This is a genomic window from Zobellia laminariae, from assembly GCF_030553095.1.
GTDB classification, from domain to species: Bacteria; Bacteroidota; Bacteroidia; order Flavobacteriales; family Flavobacteriaceae; genus Zobellia; species Zobellia laminariae.
Genome location: NZ_CP130738.1, coordinates 2,021,979 through 2,042,299, shown reverse-complemented (window position 1 = coordinate 2,042,299; position 20,321 = coordinate 2,021,979). Strand labels below are relative to the sequence as shown.

General features: G+C 37.2%; 18 protein-coding genes and 3 pseudogenes. 13 read left to right on the top strand and 8 right to left on the bottom strand.

Annotated elements, in window-relative coordinates:
- Positions 1 to 47: 47 nt before the first annotated feature.
- A complete protein-coding gene (locus Q5W13_RS09670) occupies positions 48 to 449 on the top strand; it encodes a carboxypeptidase-like regulatory domain-containing protein (RefSeq protein WP_304446139.1) in 402 nt (133 codons plus the stop codon).
- Positions 409 to 1,584, top strand: coding sequence for a carboxypeptidase-like regulatory domain-containing protein (locus Q5W13_RS09665; RefSeq protein WP_304446138.1), 1,176 nt, complete (start codon positions 409 to 411; stop codon positions 1,582 to 1,584). The genes Q5W13_RS09670 and Q5W13_RS09665 overlap by 41 nt, the downstream gene beginning before the upstream one ends.
- On the opposite strand, the gene Q5W13_RS09660 is transcribed toward Q5W13_RS09665, so the two are convergent.
- From Q5W13_RS09660 to Q5W13_RS09650, 3 genes are all read right to left on the bottom strand, one after another.
- On the bottom strand, positions 1,581 to 1,970 hold the full coding sequence (locus tag Q5W13_RS09660) for a DUF423 domain-containing protein (RefSeq protein WP_304446137.1): 390 nt from the start codon (positions 1,968 to 1,970) through the stop codon (positions 1,581 to 1,583). The genes Q5W13_RS09665 and Q5W13_RS09660 overlap by 4 nt on opposite strands.
- 96 nt (positions 1,971 to 2,066) lie before the next feature.
- The gene (locus Q5W13_RS09655) at positions 2,067 to 2,435 is read right to left on the bottom strand and encodes a nuclear transport factor 2 family protein (protein WP_155595112.1); all 369 of its coding nucleotides are present in this window, start codon (positions 2,433 to 2,435) and stop codon (positions 2,067 to 2,069) included.
- Positions 2,436 to 2,567: 132 nt separating this feature from the next.
- Positions 2,568 to 2,999, bottom strand: a complete 432-nt coding sequence (locus Q5W13_RS09650) for a hypothetical protein (RefSeq protein ID WP_155595113.1) — start codon at positions 2,997 to 2,999, stop codon at positions 2,568 to 2,570.
- A 229-nt stretch (positions 3,000 to 3,228) separates the two neighbouring features.
- On the opposite strand from Q5W13_RS09650, the gene Q5W13_RS24875 reads away from it, so the two are divergent.
- From Q5W13_RS24875 to Q5W13_RS24865, 3 genes are read left to right on the top strand one after another with little or no spacing between them, the layout of a single operon-like run.
- A complete protein-coding gene (locus Q5W13_RS24875) occupies positions 3,229 to 4,182 on the top strand; it encodes a hypothetical protein (protein ID WP_368662506.1) in 954 nt (317 codons plus the stop codon).
- Positions 4,125 to 4,412 (top strand): hypothetical protein, encoded by a 288-nt coding sequence (locus Q5W13_RS24870; RefSeq protein ID WP_368662505.1) that lies wholly within the window; start codon positions 4,125 to 4,127, stop codon positions 4,410 to 4,412. Before Q5W13_RS24875 ends, Q5W13_RS24870 begins: the two co-directional genes overlap by 58 nt.
- Entirely contained in the window at positions 4,387 to 5,859 is a 1,473-nt protein-coding gene (locus Q5W13_RS24865; protein WP_368662504.1) for an MGH1-like glycoside hydrolase domain-containing protein, read from the top strand. The genes Q5W13_RS24870 and Q5W13_RS24865 overlap by 26 nt, the downstream gene beginning before the upstream one ends.
- Positions 5,860 to 5,895: 36 nt before the next feature.
- On the opposite strand, the gene Q5W13_RS09640 is transcribed toward Q5W13_RS24865, so the two are convergent.
- The 4 genes and pseudogenes from Q5W13_RS09640 to Q5W13_RS09625 form a co-directional block, all read right to left on the bottom strand.
- On the bottom strand, positions 5,896 to 6,069 hold the full coding sequence (locus Q5W13_RS09640) for an ATP-binding protein (protein WP_304446490.1): 174 nt from the start codon (positions 6,067 to 6,069) through the stop codon (positions 5,896 to 5,898).
- Positions 6,070 to 6,113: 44 nt separating this feature from the next.
- Entirely contained in the window at positions 6,114 to 7,124 is a 1,011-nt protein-coding gene (locus tag Q5W13_RS09635) for a sensor histidine kinase (protein WP_304446136.1), read from the bottom strand.
- A 187-nt stretch (positions 7,125 to 7,311) separates the two neighbouring features.
- Positions 7,312 to 8,132, bottom strand: a pseudogene (locus tag Q5W13_RS09630) (ZIP family metal transporter).
- 1 nt (position 8,133) lies between these two features.
- A complete protein-coding gene (locus tag Q5W13_RS09625; RefSeq protein ID WP_194532942.1) occupies positions 8,134 to 8,790 on the bottom strand; it encodes a metal-dependent transcriptional regulator in 657 nt (218 codons plus the stop codon).
- A gap of 78 nt (positions 8,791 to 8,868) precedes the next feature.
- On the opposite strand from Q5W13_RS09625, the gene Q5W13_RS09620 reads away from it, so the two are divergent.
- The 3 genes from Q5W13_RS09620 to Q5W13_RS24855 all read left to right on the top strand — a co-directional run bounded on the left by Q5W13_RS09620 (position 8,869) and on the right by Q5W13_RS24855 (position 12,359).
- A complete protein-coding gene (locus Q5W13_RS09620; protein ID WP_304446135.1) occupies positions 8,869 to 11,136 on the top strand; it encodes a TonB-dependent receptor in 2,268 nt (755 codons plus the stop codon).
- A 61-nt stretch (positions 11,137 to 11,197) separates the two neighbouring features.
- The gene (locus Q5W13_RS24860) at positions 11,198 to 11,815 is read left to right on the top strand and encodes a lycopene cyclase family protein (RefSeq protein WP_368662503.1); all 618 of its coding nucleotides are present in this window, start codon (positions 11,198 to 11,200) and stop codon (positions 11,813 to 11,815) included.
- A complete protein-coding gene (locus Q5W13_RS24855; RefSeq protein ID WP_368662502.1) occupies positions 11,793 to 12,359 on the top strand; it encodes a lycopene cyclase family protein in 567 nt (188 codons plus the stop codon). The genes Q5W13_RS24860 and Q5W13_RS24855 overlap by 23 nt, the downstream gene beginning before the upstream one ends.
- Here Q5W13_RS24855 and Q5W13_RS09610 read toward each other — a convergent pair.
- Positions 12,356 to 13,330, bottom strand: a complete 975-nt coding sequence (locus Q5W13_RS09610; protein WP_304446134.1) for a polyprenyl synthetase family protein — start codon at positions 13,328 to 13,330, stop codon at positions 12,356 to 12,358. The genes Q5W13_RS24855 and Q5W13_RS09610 overlap by 4 nt on opposite strands.
- Positions 13,331 to 13,582: 252 nt before the next feature.
- Here Q5W13_RS09610 and Q5W13_RS09605 point away from each other — a divergent pair, with 252 nt between their 5' ends.
- The 5 genes and pseudogenes from Q5W13_RS09605 (at position 13,583) to Q5W13_RS09590 (ending at position 20,262) form a co-directional block, all read left to right on the top strand.
- The gene (locus Q5W13_RS09605; RefSeq protein WP_155595124.1) at positions 13,583 to 14,188 is read left to right on the top strand and encodes a TetR/AcrR family transcriptional regulator; all 606 of its coding nucleotides are present in this window, start codon (positions 13,583 to 13,585) and stop codon (positions 14,186 to 14,188) included.
- A pseudogene (locus Q5W13_RS09600) lies at positions 14,189 to 15,551 on the top strand (TolC family protein).
- 31 nt (positions 15,552 to 15,582) lie between these two features.
- Positions 15,583 to 16,230 carry an efflux RND transporter periplasmic adaptor subunit gene (locus Q5W13_RS24850; protein WP_368662501.1) on the top strand — a complete coding sequence of 216 codons (648 nt, stop codon included), beginning with the start codon at positions 15,583 to 15,585 and terminating at the stop codon, positions 16,228 to 16,230.
- Positions 16,231 to 16,273: 43 nt separating this feature from the next.
- Positions 16,274 to 16,768 carry an efflux RND transporter periplasmic adaptor subunit gene (locus tag Q5W13_RS24845; RefSeq protein WP_368662500.1) on the top strand — a complete coding sequence of 165 codons (495 nt, stop codon included), beginning with the start codon at positions 16,274 to 16,276 and terminating at the stop codon, positions 16,766 to 16,768.
- Positions 16,758 to 20,262, top strand: a pseudogene (locus Q5W13_RS09590) (efflux RND transporter permease subunit). Before Q5W13_RS24845 ends, Q5W13_RS09590 begins: the two are co-directional and overlap by 11 nt.
- Positions 20,263 to 20,321 lie beyond the last annotated feature (59 nt).

Sequence of the window (20,321 nt, the reverse complement as noted above, 5' to 3'; positions counted from 1 at the left end):
TTACCTCAAATGCTATCGCTTTTTTTGAATAGCCATTAGCCATGAATATGCCAAAATCCTTCGCTTATCTGTTCGCTTTCTTCCTATTTTTCACCACAACACAACATGCCCAGAGTTTAAGTTCTATCATTGTAGATTCCGTTTCAAAAAAACCCGTGCCTTACGCTACCGTGCAGCTGAATAACAGGGGTATGATTACCAATGAAGAAGGTAAATTTAAATTTCTATTATCTGACGCAGTAGAGGCTACTGATTCTCTTTTCATTTCCTGTATTGGGTACGAATCTATTGGAAGGCCTATTTCAGAGTTTACCGATAGCCTTATCACCCTTAGACCAAAAGCCATAGAACTTCAAGAAGTTATTGTTTCCAACAAAAACTACACTCCAGAAGAAATTGTTGAGCTTGTTGAAGAAAACCCAAAAAAATTACATCACCGAATTTTCTAAAAAACGACTTTTCCTCAGGGAAACCTACCAGAATAACATTATAAAGACCAATTACGAAATAAAGAAATCTACGATTGATGCTTTTAATAAAAGTTTCTTGGATAGTGTAATTCAAACCATTCCCAAAAACAACATTTATTATACTGAAATGCTGGGCGACCTCTATGGTGCGGACGATGCTGATGAGCAAAAATTAGACCTCATAAAAGCCTCTGAACTCTATGATAAAAGCAAAGAGCTTGATGTTGAAATCTTAGAAGAAAAATTCAATAAAATTGCGAAAGAAAATATTAAAACAGATTCTTACTTTAAAGTAAAGTCTGGGCTGTTCGGCACCAAGGTAGACGCTGAGGATATGAGTGACATCTTTAAAGAAGAGATAGATTCTACAGATGCCGCAGCACTAAATGAACACCTTGAACAAGAGAAGAAAAAGAAAGAAGAAAGACGCGAATTTTTTCTTGAATACAAAAGAAAAACACTGGGTAATCTTTTTGAGAACCTACCCATTTTTGATGATACTGACTATAACGTCATATTTAAGCCGGGCCGCTATGAACTGACGCTTGAAAACCACACCTATTTAGGTGATCAAGCGGTGTATGTTATACGTTTTGTACCCGATGGCTCTCCTGAATATGGGGGAATGCTCTACATAAACTCAGATGATTTTGCATTAATACGCATGGATTTTGAGAATACAGAGTCCCTTCGTGATTTTAAACTCCTAGGCGTTTCCGTGAATGAATATTTAGCAAAGGGAAGTATTCTTTTTGATAAAGGTACAGATCAAAAATACCATCTACGATACTATAATATCATAAAAGGCATTCGTGGAGGATTCAAAAGACCATTGACTATAATTGAAAAAAACAAACACGTAAAAGGAAGACGTAAGCAAAACGAACTGGCCTTAAAAGTAGATGCCGCTTTTGGAAACATTAACCAATATGAGCTTATTGTTTTTGATGAAACACCTATTAACTCAGGACAATTTAAGGCGTTTGAGGAAAAAACCGGTATTCTTCCTACTTATATGCCAGATTACGACCCAAATTTTTGGAAGGGACATGACATTATAGAACCCAACCAAGCCATTAAAGAGTTTACTTCCGTAACACAATCAGAAAACTAAACCATAAGGTTCCGGATAAAGCTATACAGCAATAGTCCCCAACCGCATACCAAGAGCAATCCACCAAGTGGTGTTATAGGTCCTAGAAATCGTAATTTCTTTCCTTTTGCAGAGCTAATAACCAATGCATAGATACTAAAAGAGAACAAGAACGTACCAATTACAAAACAATAGACCATATACTGCTGAAAGGCAACATCCATATTAAAATTAAAACCTATAAGCAACAATATAATAGCGTGGTACATCTGGTATTTAATACCAGTTTCAAAACTTTTAAGTTGCTCTTCGGAAAGTAACTTCTTTAAAGCGTGAGCTCCAAAAGCACCGAATATTACTGCTAATAAACCATATAATGCACCTACTATTTGAGCCGAAAGAATCATGAATAAATTTTAAAGCGAAGATAGGCGTTGCTGATTCCAAAACAAAGAGCCAATCGATAGTCGATTGGCTCTTCTGATATAAAATTTTATGAAATATTATCCTTTTTCATTGTAGAAAAACTGCTCTTTTACAATTTTGCCGTCCTGCACCTCATATACAGCTATCTCAGAGGTTTTTGAGCGCTGCCCAGATGGTTTATGAGTCGTGTCCATGGTGAACTTTACAGAAAACCAATTATCTGCTACCACCGGGTCTGAAGCCTTACTGCTATGAACCTCAAAATTCTCTTGCCACCACTCCCCTTTTTTCTTGATGCCTTCAAAACCTTCAACATAAGCACCTTCTGCCTTACCATCATTTTCGATGCTTACAATTTTATCACTATACAATTGCTGGTACGGTTTTTCAAAATCTCCAGCATTACACCACGCCACTAATTTAGAGGCAATTTCATCTGTTTCCATGATTGTTTGTTTTATGATTACCACAACAAAATACAACACATTACTCTGATTAACAAAGAACTGTGAATTATTTAAAATGAAATTAATATAGTAGAATTAAGAAAATGGCTGTAGAATATAAAACTTATACGTTTAGTTTGGCTCTACAACTAATTTGCTCGATAGTAAGTCGAACAACTGTTGAGTCTCTGTAGAATCTTTAAGATTGATGAAAAGTTTTAGTGAATCGTGATGAACAATTTTTATTTTTTGATTCTCTAAATTATCAATGTAGACATATACTTTATTTTCGGTAAGTGAATCTTTGAACTCCCTGAAAATACCTTTTTCCTTTTCCATTGCAGAAAAACCATTTAGACGTACCATACCGGGAATTTTAGGAACTAATTTCACACTATCCAAAGCTGAAAAGGGAACCTCCTGTAAATAAAAACCAGATAGGACTCTAAATCCAGTAGCATCTGTTTTTGTCCAGTTCTTAAAATGAAGGACAAAAGCAAATAGACAAATAATTACCGTTATTACGCCCAAAACATTCCACAATACATGACCCTTTTTCTGCATATCAATAGTAATTTTTCATTTGGAAGATTGGCAAGCGTTCTACACCAGTACCAATTACTCTATGAACGCACAAAAGTGGCGAAAATTTCCGATAGCAGTTAAAATTTTATCGACTACATCATTTATAACTTGCTAAGACCTCATTATATACCTAATTTAGGTATCAGTTTAAGGACAGTCCCTATAAAAAAATCTTTGAGCTATTAACCCCCATTCATATTTCAACTTTATGACCAAGAATACCAAAGAAGACAAAAGACTAAAAGACCATTATAGTAAAGAAAAAGATTGGCTTAAGTGGGGACCATACCTAAGCGAACGACAATGGGGAACGGTACGGGAAGATTACAGTGCTAACGGAGATGCATGGAACTACCTACCACATGACCATGCCAGAAGTAGAACCTACCGTTGGGGAGAAGATGGAATTGCAGGTATTTCCGATCGCTATTGCAATATCTGTTTTTCTGTGGCACTTTGGAACGGCAAAGACCCTATTTTAAAGGAACGTTTATTTGGATTAACCGGCCCGCAAGGAAATCATGGCGAAGACGTTAAAGAACTCTATTACTATTTAGAGAATACGCCCTCGCATTCCTATATGAAGCACCTTTATAAATATCCTCAAAATGAGTTTCCTTATAACCAATTGGTAGAAGAAAACCGCAACAGGGGAAAACATGATACGGAGTTTGAACTGCTAGATACTGGCATTTTTGACAATAACGAGTATTTTGATGTTCATACGGAATACGCAAAAGCCGAAGGAGAGGATATTTTAGTAAAAATCTCTATCAGTAACCGCGGCCCAAAAGAAGCAATGGCGGTTGTTTTACCTACCATATGGATTCGAAATTTTTGGAGTTTCACCGGAATGGAGGAGAAGCCCATAATTAAGAAAAAAGGCAGTAAAAAAGCACCACATGTTACGGTAGACCATAGTTATGTTGGCAAATATAACCTGTATTTTGACGAGCCTTCTAGAGTACTATTTACTGAAAACGAAACCAATGAGGAACGGGTTTTTAACGGAACCAATGAGCATCCGTTTAAAAAAGATTTATTCCATGACGCCGTTATAGAAAATGATTTTTCTTTAGCTGAAAAAAATAAGGAGGGTACCAAGTGTGCGCCTATGTACGAATTGAACTTGGCTCCTATGAAACTAAGGTTATTAAGTTAAGACTATCTAACCAAGATATTGACTCCCCTATTGGTGATACTTTTGAGGCTGTTTTTGAAGAAAGAATTAAGGAGTCCCGATCTTTCCTAGAATCCATAACCGAAAACTCATCAGAAGAAGAAAGAGAAATACAGAAACAAGCTTTTGCTGGGCTACTCTGGACCAAGCAATACTACAATTACGAAGTAGAACAATGGATTAAGGGTGACCCCAACCAATCCCCCACATGAACGAAAATATGGACGCAACAGCACTTGGCAGACCTTTAGAAACCATGATATTCTCTCAATGCCCGATGCATGGGAATATCCTTGGTTTGCAGCTTGGGATTCTGCTTTTCATTGCGTTACCTTCTCTATGGTTGACCACGAGTTTGCAAAAAAACAGCTCCTGCTCTTCACCAAAGAATGGTACATGGCCGCAAATGGTCAAATTCCTGCCTATGAATGGAATTTTAGTGATGTAAACCCTCCAGTTCAGGCATGGGCTGCCATCCAGATTTACCAAATGGAACAGCGTAAAACAGGCAAAGGAGACCTAAGCTTCTTAAAACGCATGTTTAACAAACTAGCCTTGAATTTCACTTGGTGGGTAAATAGAGAAGATAGCCTTAACAACAACGTTTTTGAAGGCGGATTTCTTGGCTTGGACAACATTGGAGTATTTGACCGTAGTAATGGCATACCCGGTGGAGGTGTTCTAGAACAAGTAGATGGTACATCTTGGATGGCACTTTACTGTTTGAATATGCTTGAAATTGCTCTTGAAATTTCATTGCACGACGATACTTTTGAAGATATGGCCCTTAAATATTTTGGCCACTTTGTATTCATAGCGGAGGCTTTGAACAAAATTACCGAAGAATCTATAAGCTCTTGGGATGAGAAAGAAGGGTTTTTCTATGATACCTTGATTCTACCAGACGGTAAAAAAATACCAATTAAAGTACGATCAATATCTGGCTTATTATCTATGGCGGCAGTACTGAACATTAGAAAAGAATGTTTAGCAAAATTACCGCGCTTTAAGGCTAGTATGGATTGGTACCGTACGTACAGAGTGGAAACCCAGAAATATCAAGTTGTAGAAGAATATGACCCTAATAAAGACGTGTTGTTGTCCTTGGTTCCTAGGAAACGATTGGACATATTAATACATAGCATATTAGATGAATCCGAATTTTTGGCCGACTACGGTATCCGTTCATTATCCAAAGCACATGAAACCAAATATCAAATAGAGATAAACGGTTCTATATACGGTATAAACTATGAGCCTGCGGAATCATCTACCGATTTATTTGGTGGAAACTCTAACTGGCGTGGACCAATTTGGATGCCAATGAACTATCTTTTTATAAGTTCCTTAAAAGAATATCATAATTATTTTGGTGATGATTTAAAATTCGATTATCCAACTGGAAGTGATAATCCACTGAACCTAAAAGAAATAGGTTTTGAAATCAGTAAAAGACTGATTGGTATTTTCAAAAAAGATGAAAATGGAAACCGTCCTGTAAATGAGTTAGATAAAGAGAAATATACCGATGAGCATTTTAAAGACTTAATTCTGTTCTACGAATATTTTGATGGGAATAACGGTCGTGGTGTAGGTGCTTCGCACCAAACTGGGTGGACAGCTTTGGTTGCAAATCTTATTGAAGAAATCAATAGATAAGTCTAGGATAACAAACTGGATTAGCAAAAGTGGGAATTACACCATAGTAGGTGTTAGAACTATTGGGCTCTTAATGGTGAAGGTAAATGTTGCGCCTTCACCAAGTTGGGAGAGAACACTAATATTTCCGCCTAGACCTTCAACTACCTTTTTTACTGTGGCCAGACCAATACCTGTTCCTTTTTCTCCGTAACGATCTTGTTCAGAAATTACCTCAAATATCTTGAAGATTTTTTCTTGATCATCTTCATGGATTATGGTCCGTTATCTTTTACTAAAAACTCATAAAAAGCATCCTGCTCTCTTATCTCTAATTCTATTTCAATGCTAGGCTTATCGTTATATTTAATGGCGTTGGCGATTAAGTTAATTAAGATTTGTTCAACCGCTACCTTGTTCGCATAAATAGACTCTAAATTACTTTTTACCTTAATGCTGCACTCCTTCTGGCCACCAAACAGTTCATTAATGGTCCTTTGTAAATCAGTCAGAAGTATGGTAGTTTTATCGTCTATGTTAAACTGACCAGATTTACTATAATTAAGTAAGCCAGTGATAAGCTTTTTCAAAGTTTCTGAAGAACTCTTAATAAATTCAATAATTTGCTTTCCTTCATCATCCATTTTGGGTGCATAAAAATCTTGCAAGCAATTAGACAATGTAATAATATTATTTAATGGCGATTTTAAATCATGGGCAGCAACAGCAGCAAAATTATCTAGTTCACGATTTGCAAGTTTAAGATCTTCATTTGCCTTTTCCAGCTCCATTTTTTTCTTTCTAAGATCTAATAAGTTCATTACTTGATCAGAAAGTATTCTTAAAGCAGTAAGTTGACTTTCACTAAGTTGTTTAGGCTCATGGTCAATAACACAAAGCGTTCCCAAAGGCAAGCCATTAGATCCATTAAGGGTTACACCTGCATAAAAAACTACATTAGGATCACCTACAACAATAGGGTTATCATGAAAACGTTCATCAACCCTTGCATCTTCAATTACAAATAGATTATCTGCTTCATGAATGGTGTGGCCACAGAAAGAATATTTTCTTTCGGTCTCACTAGTATCTAAACCGTGGTGCGCTTTAAACCATTGCCGGTCTTTATCTAAAAGTGTTATAACAGAAATAGGAGTACCACAAATCTCAGAAGCAAGTAAGACCAAATTATCATAATCCTCCTCTAACTCAGTATCCAAAATAGCATACGATTCTAAGAGTGCGAGTCGTTCTGCTTCATGTTCGTGGTTTTTGGGGGCTATCATAAATATAAGTTTTCACTGACGAGCTGTATCGGAAAAAGCTAGTCTTTATATAAAACGGAATTCTTCCAGTTATCTTGTGTCTGATAAAGTTAAAAAATAAACGTAAACTTATTCCTACATTTAACATAATTAACCAAAACCAGAGATAAGCTGAAAACCAATTTTTGTAACCAGAGTCAGGTCAATATTATCCTAGACCCACGTCTAAGGTCATCATTACAATAAAGCCACCTATAAAGCCCATAGTAGCAATATCTGTGTATTTGTCTTGTTGTGTTTCTGGTATTACTTCTTCTACCACAACAAAAATCATGGCTCCAGCAGCAAAAGATAAAGCGTAAGGCAGTATAGGTTGAAAAGTCATTACCGCCCACGCTCCTAAAACAGCAGCTATAGGCTCAACCAAAGCAGAAGCTTGCCCGTACATAAAACTTTTTGTTCTACTAAGCCCTTGTCTTCTTAATGGCATAGCAACAGCAAAACCTTCTGGAAAATTCTGTAAACCAATACCCAAAGCCAAGGCTACGGCACCGCCAATACTTGCGCCTTCAAAACCTGCAGCAACACCACCAAAAAGTACACCTACGGCCAAACCTTCAGGAATATTATGAAGTGTTATTGCCAAGGTTAATAATGTAGTACGGTGCCAAGGGGTTTTAATTCCCTCTTTTTCACTTTCTTTAAAATTAATGTGCAAATGCGGGAGTATTTTATCCAAACCAAATATAAAAAGTGATCCTAGAAGAAATCCAACAGCGGCGGGTATCACTTTTACGAATCCATCATAAGGCTCATTTCTATACCTGGTGCCAAAAGACTCCAAAAACTCGCCGCTACCATAACACCCCCAGTAAAACCCAGCATACCATCTAAAAGTGCGCGGTTCATACCTTTAAATAAAAATACCAAAGCTGCGCCTGCAGCAGTTAAACCCCAAGTAAATAGCGTAGCGTAAAATGCTGCTAAAACTGGATCTATAGATTCAAAATAATCAATTACCTCTTGCATATTATTCCGTTATTTTAAGATATAAATTTGCCGCAATTTGATCAGAGATACGAATATCCTTCCCCTTCACCTGAATATGCAACGACCCATCAAACTCTTCCTTTTCCAATACTAAAATCGTGTCCCCTAAAGCAATTCTATTTTTATCCAGAAATTTAAGAAATGGAGCGGACGAATCTTTGACACCAACACAGGTGCCACTTGTACCTACCGGTACTTCGTTCAAAAGCTTTTTTACGGCCTTTTTAAATTCCCCGTTTTTGGACGGAATAGGATCTCCATGAGGATCCACTTGCGGAAAACCAAGAAGCTTATCTAAGCTATCCGTTAATTTTTCACTTTTAATGTGCTCCAATTGCTCGGCAACTTCATGTACCTCATCCCAAGCAAAATTTAATTTTTCAACTAAAAAAACCTCCCACAATCTATGCTTCCTAACAAGGGTTAAGGCCACTTTTAGACCATGTTCCGTGAGACAGACCCCCTTATATTTCCTGTAATTAGCAACGCCTTTTTCCGAAAGTTTCTTCATCATATCAGTAACGGAAGAAGGTTTCGTCTTCATTTGCTCCGCAACCTCATTGGTTGAAACAATATTGTTCTCACCCTTTCCTAGATGATAAATGGCTTTTATATAATCTTCTTCTGATAGTGTCATAAAATTTCAATCATACAAAAATACATTTTTATATCTAAAAACAAATATTTAGATTTGTCTAAATATTAATTTATACTAATGAAAACATATTTAAAGTCGAGTCTATATTTATTATGTACTCTTCTTACAGGATTAGTAAATGCTCAAAACAGCAGTATTAACGGAACCATTACCGATGATCAAGCTACGGTTCCATTCGCAAACATTTACTTAAAAGGCACTAAAATGGGGACCTCAACCTCAGAAGATGGCACGTATAATTTGAAGAACATACCCGCCGGAACATATAAATTGAATGTTTCAGTCATAGGATATCAAGATTTCTCTAAAAAAATCACTTTGAGAACTAATGAAAACAGAACAATTGACATAAAGATAATTCCCGCTTCTGAGCAATTGGAAGAAATGGTTGTTACAGGAACACTAAAAGCAGTGAGCCGATCTGAAAGCCCGGTACCCGTAGAAGTTTACAGTCCAACTTTTCTCAAAAAGAATCCAACCGCAAGTATTTTTGAAGCATTACAAAATGTAAATGGTGTACGACCGCAAATTAACTGTAATGTCTGTAATACCGGTGACATTCATATTAACGGACTTGAAGGCCCTTATACATTAGTACTTATTGACGGAATGCCCATTGTTAGTGGTCTAGGTACAGTATACGGTCTTTCTGGAATACCAAACTCCCTAATAGAACAAATTGAAATTATAAAAGGCCCTGCCTCCTCTCTTTACGGTAGTGAAGCAGTGGGTGGTTTGATCAATATTATTACAAAAAGCACCTTGGATGCCCCAGATTTCTTTGCTGATGCATTTGTAACGGGTTGGGGAGAATACAATATTGACGTTGGCACAAAAATCAACTTTGGAAAAAAGACTGATATGCTTCTGGGCATCAACTACTTTAATTACGACACACCTATTGACAATAACGGAGACAACTTTACCGACTTAACGCTACAAAATAGATTTTCTGTATTTCAAAAATGGAATTTTCAGCGCGAGGACAATCGCATACTTTCATTGGCAGGACGTTTTTTCTACGAAGATCGCTGGGGAGGGGAAATGCAATGGACGCCAGAATTTAGAGGTGGCGATGAAGTTTACGGAGAAAGTATATACACCCGCAGATGGGAGGTTTTAGGCAAATATGAATTACCTATAGAAGAAAAAGTGCTGTTTTCATTCTCATATAATGATCACAGCCAAAACTCTGTATATGGAGACACACCTTACATTGCTGATCAGCGCATTGGTTTTGGGCAGTTTACTTGGGACAAAACTCTTGAACGTCATGACCTTCTTGTTGGAACAGCGTTACGGTACAACTATTATGATGATAACACCACCGCCACAACTAATGCAGACGAAGTAGTTATACCCAGTTTATTCATACAGGATGAGATTGCTTTGGCCAACAAGCACTCTTTGCTTTTAGGCATGCGCTACGATTATGACAAACGACATGGTAATATTTACACCCCAAGAATGGCCTACAGATACAAAGTAACGGATAACGATATTCTACGCCTTAATGCTGGTACAGGTTTTAGGGTCGTTAATTTATTTACTGAAGAACACGCTGCCCTAACTGGCGCCCGAGAAGTTGTGGTAACAGAAGAGCTTGATCCGGAGAAATCCTTCAATGTTAATTTAAATTACCTCAAAAAAATATATGCGGACAATGGCACCTTTGTTAGTGTAGATGCTTCACTATTCTACACAAAATTTAGTAACGCCATATTGCCGGATTACGATACGGACCCGAACAAAATTATCTATGATAACCTGAATGGTAAATCGGTTTCAAAAGGAGCAAGTGCCAATGTTGATTTTTCATTTTATGGATTCAAATTTTTAATTGGCGCTACTTATCAAGATGTAAGTCAAACCGAAAATGGAATTACTAAACGACAAATATTGACTGAGAGTTATACCGGAACCTGGAATGCATCATATAATATCAAAAAAATAGACCTATCAATTGATTACACTGGAAATATTTATGGACCAATGCGATTGCCAACCCTTGGTCCCACAGACCCCAGAAGAGATTTTTCACCTGTTTGGAGTATTCAGAACATACAATTCACTTGGAAAGGGCTTGAAAATTTTGAATTTTATGGAGGTGTAAAAAACCTATTGGACTGGACCCCCAACCGCGGAAACCCCTTTATCATTGCCCGTGCGAACGACCCGTTTGACAAAAATGTAACCTTTGATTCTAATGGCAGTGTAGTAGCCACACCCAACAATCCCAATGCGTTAACTTTTGACCCATCTTACGTATATGGACCTAACCAAGGTATTCGTGGTTTTTTTGGTTTACGCTATCGCATTAATTAAAAATTGAATACGCTTGAATAGAATCGCTATTTTTGGAAAAGTAACGACCCTAAAATAGATTTTGGAAAAAGAAACAAATTTTGACTATATCATTATTGGTGCCGGCGCAGCTGGCTTAATGCTTGCAAGTGCCATGGTCAAAGATGACTTTTTCTTAAACAAGTCTATTCTGTTATTAGATAAGGATGCAAAAACATCTAATGATAGAACTTGGTGTTTTTGGGAAAAAGGCGAAGGAGAGTTTAAATCCATCGTTTCCAAAACATGGAATCATATTTATTTTGGGAGTACAGAATTCTCGCAAAGCTATGCCATTGCTCCCTACCAGTACAAAATGGTCCGCGGAGCTGATTTCTACAAGGCTTATTTTGATAGACTAAAAGACAAACCAAATATTACTTTCCGGCAAGAGCAGGTCATAAGTGTAAAAGATGAGGGTTCTATGGTAACCATCACTACGGACCATTCTAGTTACTCCGCGTCAAAAGTCTTTACTAGTAGCTTTAATTACAAAATGGCAACCCATCAAAAAAAATATCCTGTGTTACAACAGCATTTTGTAGGATGGACCATAAAGACCGAAAAGCCTATTTTCAATCCCGACCAAGGCCACTTACATGGATTTTTCCATTCCACAAAAAGGAAATCTCCGTTTTATGTATATCCTTCCATTTTCTAAAAACGAAGCTTTAGTTGAATACACACTATTCTCTGAAAACCGCTTACCAAAAGAAGAATACGAAGAAGCTTTAGTCCACTATTTAGAAAATGATTTGAAATGTGGAACTTATGAAATTACCGAAACCGAACAGGGCAGCATACCTATGACCGCCTACAATTTTAGAGAACACCATACAAAAAACATACGCTATATAGGAACTGCTGGCGGTTGGGCAAAACCCAGTACCGGCTATACCTTTATGAGTACTGCAAAGAAAGTTCCAATATTAATTGAATTTCTGAAAACAGGAAGACCATTAAATAAGTTGAATTTTAGAAACAGGTACGGGTTCTACGATTTGTTATTTCTAGACGTACTAGCTAAGCACAATGACCAAGGACACAAAATATTTGAATCACTTTTTAAAGAATGCCCTCCACAGCTAATATTTAAATTTCTAGACGAGGAAACTACCCTCTTAGAAGACTTTAAGTTTATATCCGCCTGCCCAACGAAACCTTTTGTAAAAGCGCTGTTCAATAGATTAAAGCAACTTACCTAAACCCTTCTGCGCATAAGCCCTTCTCCAAACTCTTGTAGAATTTGCTTTTTATCAGATGATATATTTAAAGCTTCCAAAAGCTCAAATGCCCGTTCAGTATAATCTTCAATAGCTCTTTGGGTATATTCCGCAGAACCGCTTTTGATAAAAATTTCTTTTATCGTTTCTATTTTTGCGGATGGGTCTTTCGGCTGAATAGAATACATATCCAATAATTCCTTTTTCTGCTCCGATGAGCTCAATTTTAAGGCATTTAGGTACAAATATGTCTTTTTATTCTCTATAATATCCCCACCAACCTGTTTTCCAAAAGTTTCTGGGTCACCAAAAGCGTCTAAATAATCATCTTGCAACTGAAAGGCTAAACCTAAATTCAACCCAAAATTATAGATATCTCTTTGTTCTTTTTCTGATGCTTTGGCGATAATCGCTCCCATTTGCAAAGCAGCGGCTACAAGTACGGCCGTTTTATATTCGATCATTTTAAGGTACTCCTGCAAAGTAACATCATCTCTTTCCTCAAAATCAATGTCGTACTGCTGACCTTCACAAACTTCCAATGCGGTCTTACTAAAAAGCTTTGCCAAGTTTTTGAACGTTTCCCCATCATAGTTTTCAAATAACTGATATGCGGTAATTAACATAGCATCTCCCGAAAGAATCCCTGTATTGATATCCCACTTTTCGTGAACTGTTGTTTTCCCCCTACGTAAAGGAGCGTCATCCATGATATCATCATGAACCAATGAGAAATTATGAAAGGTCTCTACCGCTAAGGCTGCATCCAAAGCCGTCTTATAATCGGTTTCAAAGATCTCAGCAGATAGTAGTGTAAGAACCGGTCGTAGTCGTTTACCGCCTAGCCCCAAAATATAGGTTATAGGGTCGTAAAGATTCTTAGGCTCCTTTTTAGTTGCCTGTTGTTCTAAAAATGAAATAAACTCTGAACGGTAAAATTCTATGGACTGCATTCAAGAAAATTTTTTCAAAAATAAGACCATTTAAATAAAGAACAGGCCTTTAATAGACTTTGTAAAAAAATTAAGGGCCAAAATTGGGTAACATCGAGAAGAATTACTGTCTATCCGATTAAAAGCAGCTCAAAAAATTCAATAAACCTTTTAAAATCAACTTGCAATAATCTTAATGACATGTTAAATTATTGTAAAACTTTGGAAACTTTTTATGTTTTTAAAGTTTCCAAAGTTATCTTTGGCCCTTCTATGAAAGAAAAAATTTTAGCCAAAGCAACTGATATGTTCTTGAATCTAGGATTCAAGAGCGTTACTATGGATGATCTTGCCAATGAAATGGGAATTTCCAAAAAGACCATTTATACTCACTATGCTAATAAAACTGCTCTGGTCCAAGAATGTACCGGTAATCTTTTTTGTGAAATATCCCAAGGCATAAACCAAATATGTGCACTTCATAAGGACCCTATTGAAGAACTTTACGATATAAAGAAATTTGTGATGATTCATTTAAAAGATGAAAAATCATCGCCGCAATACCAATTGCAGAAATACTACCCAAAAATCCACAATACGTTAAGGGACCAGCAATTTAAGGTAATGCAGGAATGTGTAGTTGCCAACATAAAAAGAGGTATTGAAAAAGAAATCTATAGAGAAAATTTAAATATAGAATTCGTGTCCAGGATTTATTTTACCGGCGTAACAAGCATTAAAGATTATCGTCTATTTCCGGAAGAACAGTTTCCTGCACGCACATTAATGGATGATTATTTAGAATATCATATACGGGGTATTGTTACTCCAAAAGGAAGAAAAGTATTAAATGAAATTATCAACTCAAACCATGAATAAATGAGGAATGTATATTTGACTTTGCTAGCGCTGTTAACAACCGTGCTCGGAATTTCTCAAGATCCACCGGAAAAAACCTATAGCTTCACCTTAGAAGAGGCTATTGCTTTTGCCTTAGAAAACAACTATAGCGCCATAAATGCTAATCGTGACCTTTTAGATGCACGCAAGCAAAAATGGGAAACCATTGCAGATGGGCTTCCTCAAATTAGTGGTTCTGTTAGCTATCAAAACCAGCTAAAACAGCCCGTTACAGTAATACCTGCAGAATTTTTTGGAGGTGAGCCTTAAGACATATGCCGATGTTATCTTTAGCCAAGCCCAATCTGCAACTGCAACTGCCACGTTAACCCAAAAGATTTTTGATGGTTCTTATATTGTAGGTGTGCAGGCCACCAAGACATTTTTAAGTTATAGTGCCAATAATGAAGAGAAAACTGACCAAGAGGTTAGAAAATCTGTTGTTGAAGCCTATGGCAATGTATTGCTAGCTGAAGAAAGTGTTGCGATTCTGGAAAAGAATAAGGCTGTCCTAGATAAAAATCTTTTTGAAACCAACAAGCTATACGAAAATGGACTTGGTGATGAAGAAAGTGTTGAGCAGTTACAAATTACTTTATCTTCTGTTGAAAGTCAGTTGAAAAACACAATTCGTTTAGAAAACATAACGCGCCAAATGTTAAACCTCGTTATGGGTATTGCTATTGATGCCCCAACCAAATTAGAGGAAGATTTGGACAACCTTGTCACAACTCAAATCGACTTCACCCTAATGGAGACAGATTTTAATTTGGCTAACAACGTGGACTATAAATTAGCCATGAATCTAACCGAGCAACGCTACTACGAGTGGAAATTAGCAAGAAGTAAAGCGCTACCAACTCTAAGTACTTTCGTTAATTACGGTTCCTCTGCTTACTCTAATGACTTTAGCTTCTTTAAAGGTGACCAAGAATGGTTTGACTCGTCTATATTAGGCGTCAGTCTTGATATACCTTTATTCAGTTCAGGAAAACGTTCCGCCAGTACAGCAAGAGCCAAAATTGCTATGGAAAAATCAAAAACTCAGCTATCCGAAGCAGAAGAGTCAATACGCCTTCAACTTGAAAAAGCCAAAAGCGATTATATTCTTTCTATTGAAGAATATGAAACAGCAAAGCAAAACTTAGGTTTAGCAGAGCGTATAGAAAACAAAAATCAGATTAAATATAAAGAAGGTATTGCCAGCAGTTTTGATTTACGCCAAAGACAAACACAACTTTACGACGCTCAACAAGGCTACCTACAATCTATGGTGGAAGTCATTAACAGAAAAACCGAGTTAGAGGTCATTATAAACGAACCCAATTCTAATCTTAAGTAATTAAGATAAATAACACAACAAACTTTTTACGATGAAAAAAATACTATACTTAGCAACTGCCACCTTACTTTTTTCCGCTTGCGGCGGAAAGGAAGCCTCTGTTAGCGATATTATTGCACAGGGTGATTTAGAAAGTATCAGAGCAAAAAAGAGCGAGCTTTCAGAAAAACAAAAAGCTATAGAAGCAGAGCTTAACCAGCTTGATTCTGTTATTGCTACTAAAAACAGTGATGAAAAGTTACCTTTAGTAACCACGGTAACTGCCAAAGTAGCCAAGTTTGATCACTTCCTAGAACTACAAGGGAATGTTATGACCAAACAGAATGTCCTTGTTTACCCAGAAATGTCGGGTACTTTACAACGTGTTTACGTAAAAGAAGGTCAAAGAGTAAGTGCTGGTCAGCTATTGGCATCTATAGATGATGGTGGCCGCAGTAGCCAACTATCTCAGCTTAAAACACAGGCTGAACTCAGCAAAACCACTTTTGAACGAAGAAAGCGCCTTTGGGAACAAAAAATAGGTTCTGAAATAGAGTATTTATCGGCTAAGACTAATTATGAAGCTGCTGAATCTGCTATAAAACAAGCACAGAGTCAATTGGGAAAATCAACTATTAGAGCACCGTTCTCAGGTATTATTGATAATGTAATCAAAGACCAAGGTACCGTAGTTTCATAAGGAATTATGTTCCGAAGTATTTCGTATCGTGAACCTTTCGGACATGTATATAGAAGTAGATGTTCCTGAAACTTATTTAGACGGTATTAAAGTAGGTAAAGAGGCTAAAGTATATTTTCCTGTGTTAGGAGATACGGTAACCACTAAAGTAAGACAGACCGGTAATTTCATTAACCCGAGCAACAGAGCCTTTACTGTAGAGATTCCTGTTCCTAATAAGAAAGGAAATATTAAGCCTAACCTTACCGCGAAGGTTAACATTAATGACTATACAAGCGAAAAAGCAATTGTTATTCCTCAAAGTATTATCTCAGAAAATGCAGAAGGAGATCAATACGTATATATTGCCGAATTAACGGACGGGGAGAATGAGGCTATACTTAAAAAGAGCATTATTAAAACCGGTAAAACACAGGGTAGCCAAATTGAAATATTATCAGGTATAGAGGATGGCGACCATATTATTGAAGAAGGCGCAAGGAGCGTAAAAGATGGCCAGAAGGTTAAAATTCTAAACGACCAGACCGATGAGCAGTAAACAGCAAAAAAACGCTAGTAAAGAGTTTAGCCTATCTTCTTGGGCAATTGACAATCCCTCGGTTATCTACGTAATGATCGCCATTTTTTTATGGTTGGGATTAAAGTCTTATTTCGCTATGCCCAGGAAGATTTCCCAGAAATTGTAGAAACTAAAATTTACATTAGTTCTATTTACCTATAAACACAGCGGAAGACGTAGAACGATTGCTTACCGACCCACTTGAAGACCGTTTAAAAAACGTGAGTAATGTGGTAGAAGTAACCTCTACTTCACAAGAAGATTATTCTATTATTACAGTTGAGTTTGATGAAGAACTGTCTGTTGAACAAGCCAAACAAAAGGTTAAAGACGAGGTAGACAGCGAAAAGGCCAGTGAAGATTGGCCTACTTTTAATAACGCCAAAGTAGAACCCAATGTCTTTGACCTGAATCTTTCGGAATCATTCCCGATTATGAACGTGAATTTCACCGGAGATTATCCCGTGGAAAAACTGAAAGAGTTTGCGGAATATTTGCAAGATGAGATTGAAGACCTTCCGGAAGTTAAGGAAGTAAACATACGTGGCGCACAGGAAAAAGAAGTAGAGATTGCGGTAGATGTCTATAAAATGATGGCTTCTAAAGTCAGTTTTCAAGATATTATAAATGCTATTGGCAATGGTAATTCTACCATGTCCGCAGGTAATATTTTATCAGGTGGGCAACGACGAACCATTCGAATCCTCGGTGAAGTTAAAGACCCCAAGGAACTAAACGATTTTGTAGTAAAATCGGAAAACGGAGCCGTATACTTAAAAGACATTGCAGAAGTAAGTTTCTCTGAAGAGGAAAAAACCACATACGCTCGTGAATTTGGTACTAGTGTAGTTATGCTAGACATCAAAAAACGTTCAGGAAAAAACATGATCGAGGCGACCACTAAGGTCCGAGAGATTGTAAAAAAAGAGCAAGAAAACTATTTTCCTGCAGATTTGAACATCACCATTGCCAATGATTCTTCGGGAAGAACGCTTAACCAGGTAGATGACCTTGTGAACAACATCATCTTTGGTATTATATTGGTTGTTACGGTGCTTATGTTCTTTTTAGGGTTCAGAAATGCACTCTTTGTAGGCTTTGCTATTCCTATGTCTATGTTCATGTCCTTTATGATATTGAATAATTTAGGATACACCTTGAACACGATGATACTGTTCGGTATGATTATGGGCCTTGGTATGATGGTGGATAACGGTATTGTTGTAGTTGAGAACGTGTATCGCTTAATGAGCGAAGGCATGTCCCGTACCGAGGCAGCTAAAAAAGGTATTGGTGAAATTGCATTCCCTATTATTATATCAACTTTAACCACAGTGGCGGCATTTGTACCGTTAGGTTTATGGTAAGGTATTTTTGGGCAGTTCATGATTTATTTCCCAATTACCTTATCCGTAGTATTAGGTTCATCACTTTTCGTGGCAATATTCATGAACTCCATGTTGGTTTCTCAATTTATGGAAATTGGTGAAAAAGAACTTACCGTAAAATCTTTAATCCGTATTAGTGCCATATTATGTGGTTTCGGGATTTTTATATTGATTTTTGGAGGAACAATGAGTGGTTTGGGGTCAGTAATGATTGTAACCGCAGTTATGTTCTGGGTTTATAAGTACGCTTTAAAAAAATGGGCCATCAGCTTTCAGAATGGCGCTATGGTAAGTTTTGAGAACTGGTATGAAAGACGAATTGCACATTCCCTAAGAGGCAAAAATGTGTATTGGTATTTTGGTATTACATTCCTCCTTTTGATTGCTGTATTCGTAGCTTTTGGTGCATCGTTAGGAAGTGGACGTACAAAAGTAGAGTTCTTTCCAGATAACAAACCTAACGAAATATATGCTTACATAGAATATCCACAGGGTACTGCTATTGAAAAGACCAACAAGCTTACCAAAGAAATTGAAGCAAGAGTATTTGCCGTTGCCAATCAAGACAAGTACATGAATGGCGATAGTAATTATTTGGTTGAATCTGCCGTATCTCAAGTAGGTGAAGGTGCTGGAAACCCTCAAACAGATGGTGGTTCTGCTGCAGAAATGCCTCATCGTGGAAAGGTAACCGTGTCTATGCGTGAATACAAGTATAGAGAAGGTCGTGACACGGAAGTACTCCGTGGGGAAATACAAGAGGCGCTTACCGGAATTTACCCTGGTGTAGCTATCTCCGTAGAAAAAGAATCTAATGGACCGCCAGCAGGTTACCCTATAAATATAGAATTACAAGGTAAGGACTATACTGAATTGATTAGTACAGCAGAAGATGTACGAAACTTCATCAATACCAAAAACATTGCCGGTATTGAAGAATTGAAAATTGATGTAAACAAAAGCAAACCCTCTATGGAGGTGGTTGTTGATCGTGAAAAAGCAGGTGAACTTGGTGTATCCGTAGGTCAAGTCGGTCTGCAATTAAGACGTTCTCTTTTTGGAGAAAAAGCAGGTGTATATAAAGTTGATGGTGACGATTACGACATTAACGTGCGTTTTAATGAAGATATCAGGTATGATAAAAATGCCCTGTTTAATCAAAACATCATATTTAGAGACCCAGCAAATGGTCAAATCAAGGAAATTCCGGTTGCGGCAGTAGCCAAGCAGAAAAACTCCTCAGGCTTTAGTGCCATTAAACACAAAGACAAGGAAAGGGTGGTAACCATCTACTCTCAATTAAAACCTTATTTTAGTGATGCAGGAGCAATTGTAGCGGAGATTCAGAAAGAAATGGACAATTTTAAAAAGCTCCCTGCAGATGTGAAAATTGACTTTACCGGCCAGATTGAAGAGCAGAACAAGCAAATGCAATTCTTGGTAGGTGCGTTTTTCTCCGGTCTTGGGTTAATTATGTTGATATTGATTTTCCAATTTGGAGGTATCTCCAAGCCACTTATAATTATGATTGCTATCTTTTTAAGCTTCATAGGTGTTTTTGGTGGATTGATGATTACCGGATGGTCTTTTGTAATTATGATGACCATGATGGGTATTATCTCTCTTGCAGGTATTGTGGTGAATAATGGGGTGGTATTACTGGATTACACCCAAATACTTATTGACCGAAAGAAAGTAGAATTGGGCCTTAATGACAAAGACCTTATTTCTTTGGACGAAGTAACTGAAATTATTACCACAGGCGGTAAAGCTAGGTTACGACCCGTAATCCTTACGGCCATAACCACGGTTTTAGGGCTTATTCCCTTGGCAATAGGTCTAAATATTGATTTCTTCTCTTTGTTCTCTGATTTTGACCCTAAGATCTATATGGGAGGTGATAATGTTGTTTTCTGGGGTCCATTAGCATGGACGGTTATTTTTGGATTAATCGTAGCAACCTTTTTAACGTTGATTATCGTTCCCGTATTATTCAATATAACCTACAGAATAAAGATTGCAGTCTGGGGAAGAAAAAAGGAAAGACCTGGAACTACAGAAAAAAGCTTGGAAGCAACTGTTTAAACGCTAAGCTTTACTTCATAAAAAAACCCGCCAATTGGCGGGTTTTTTTATAGAAAATA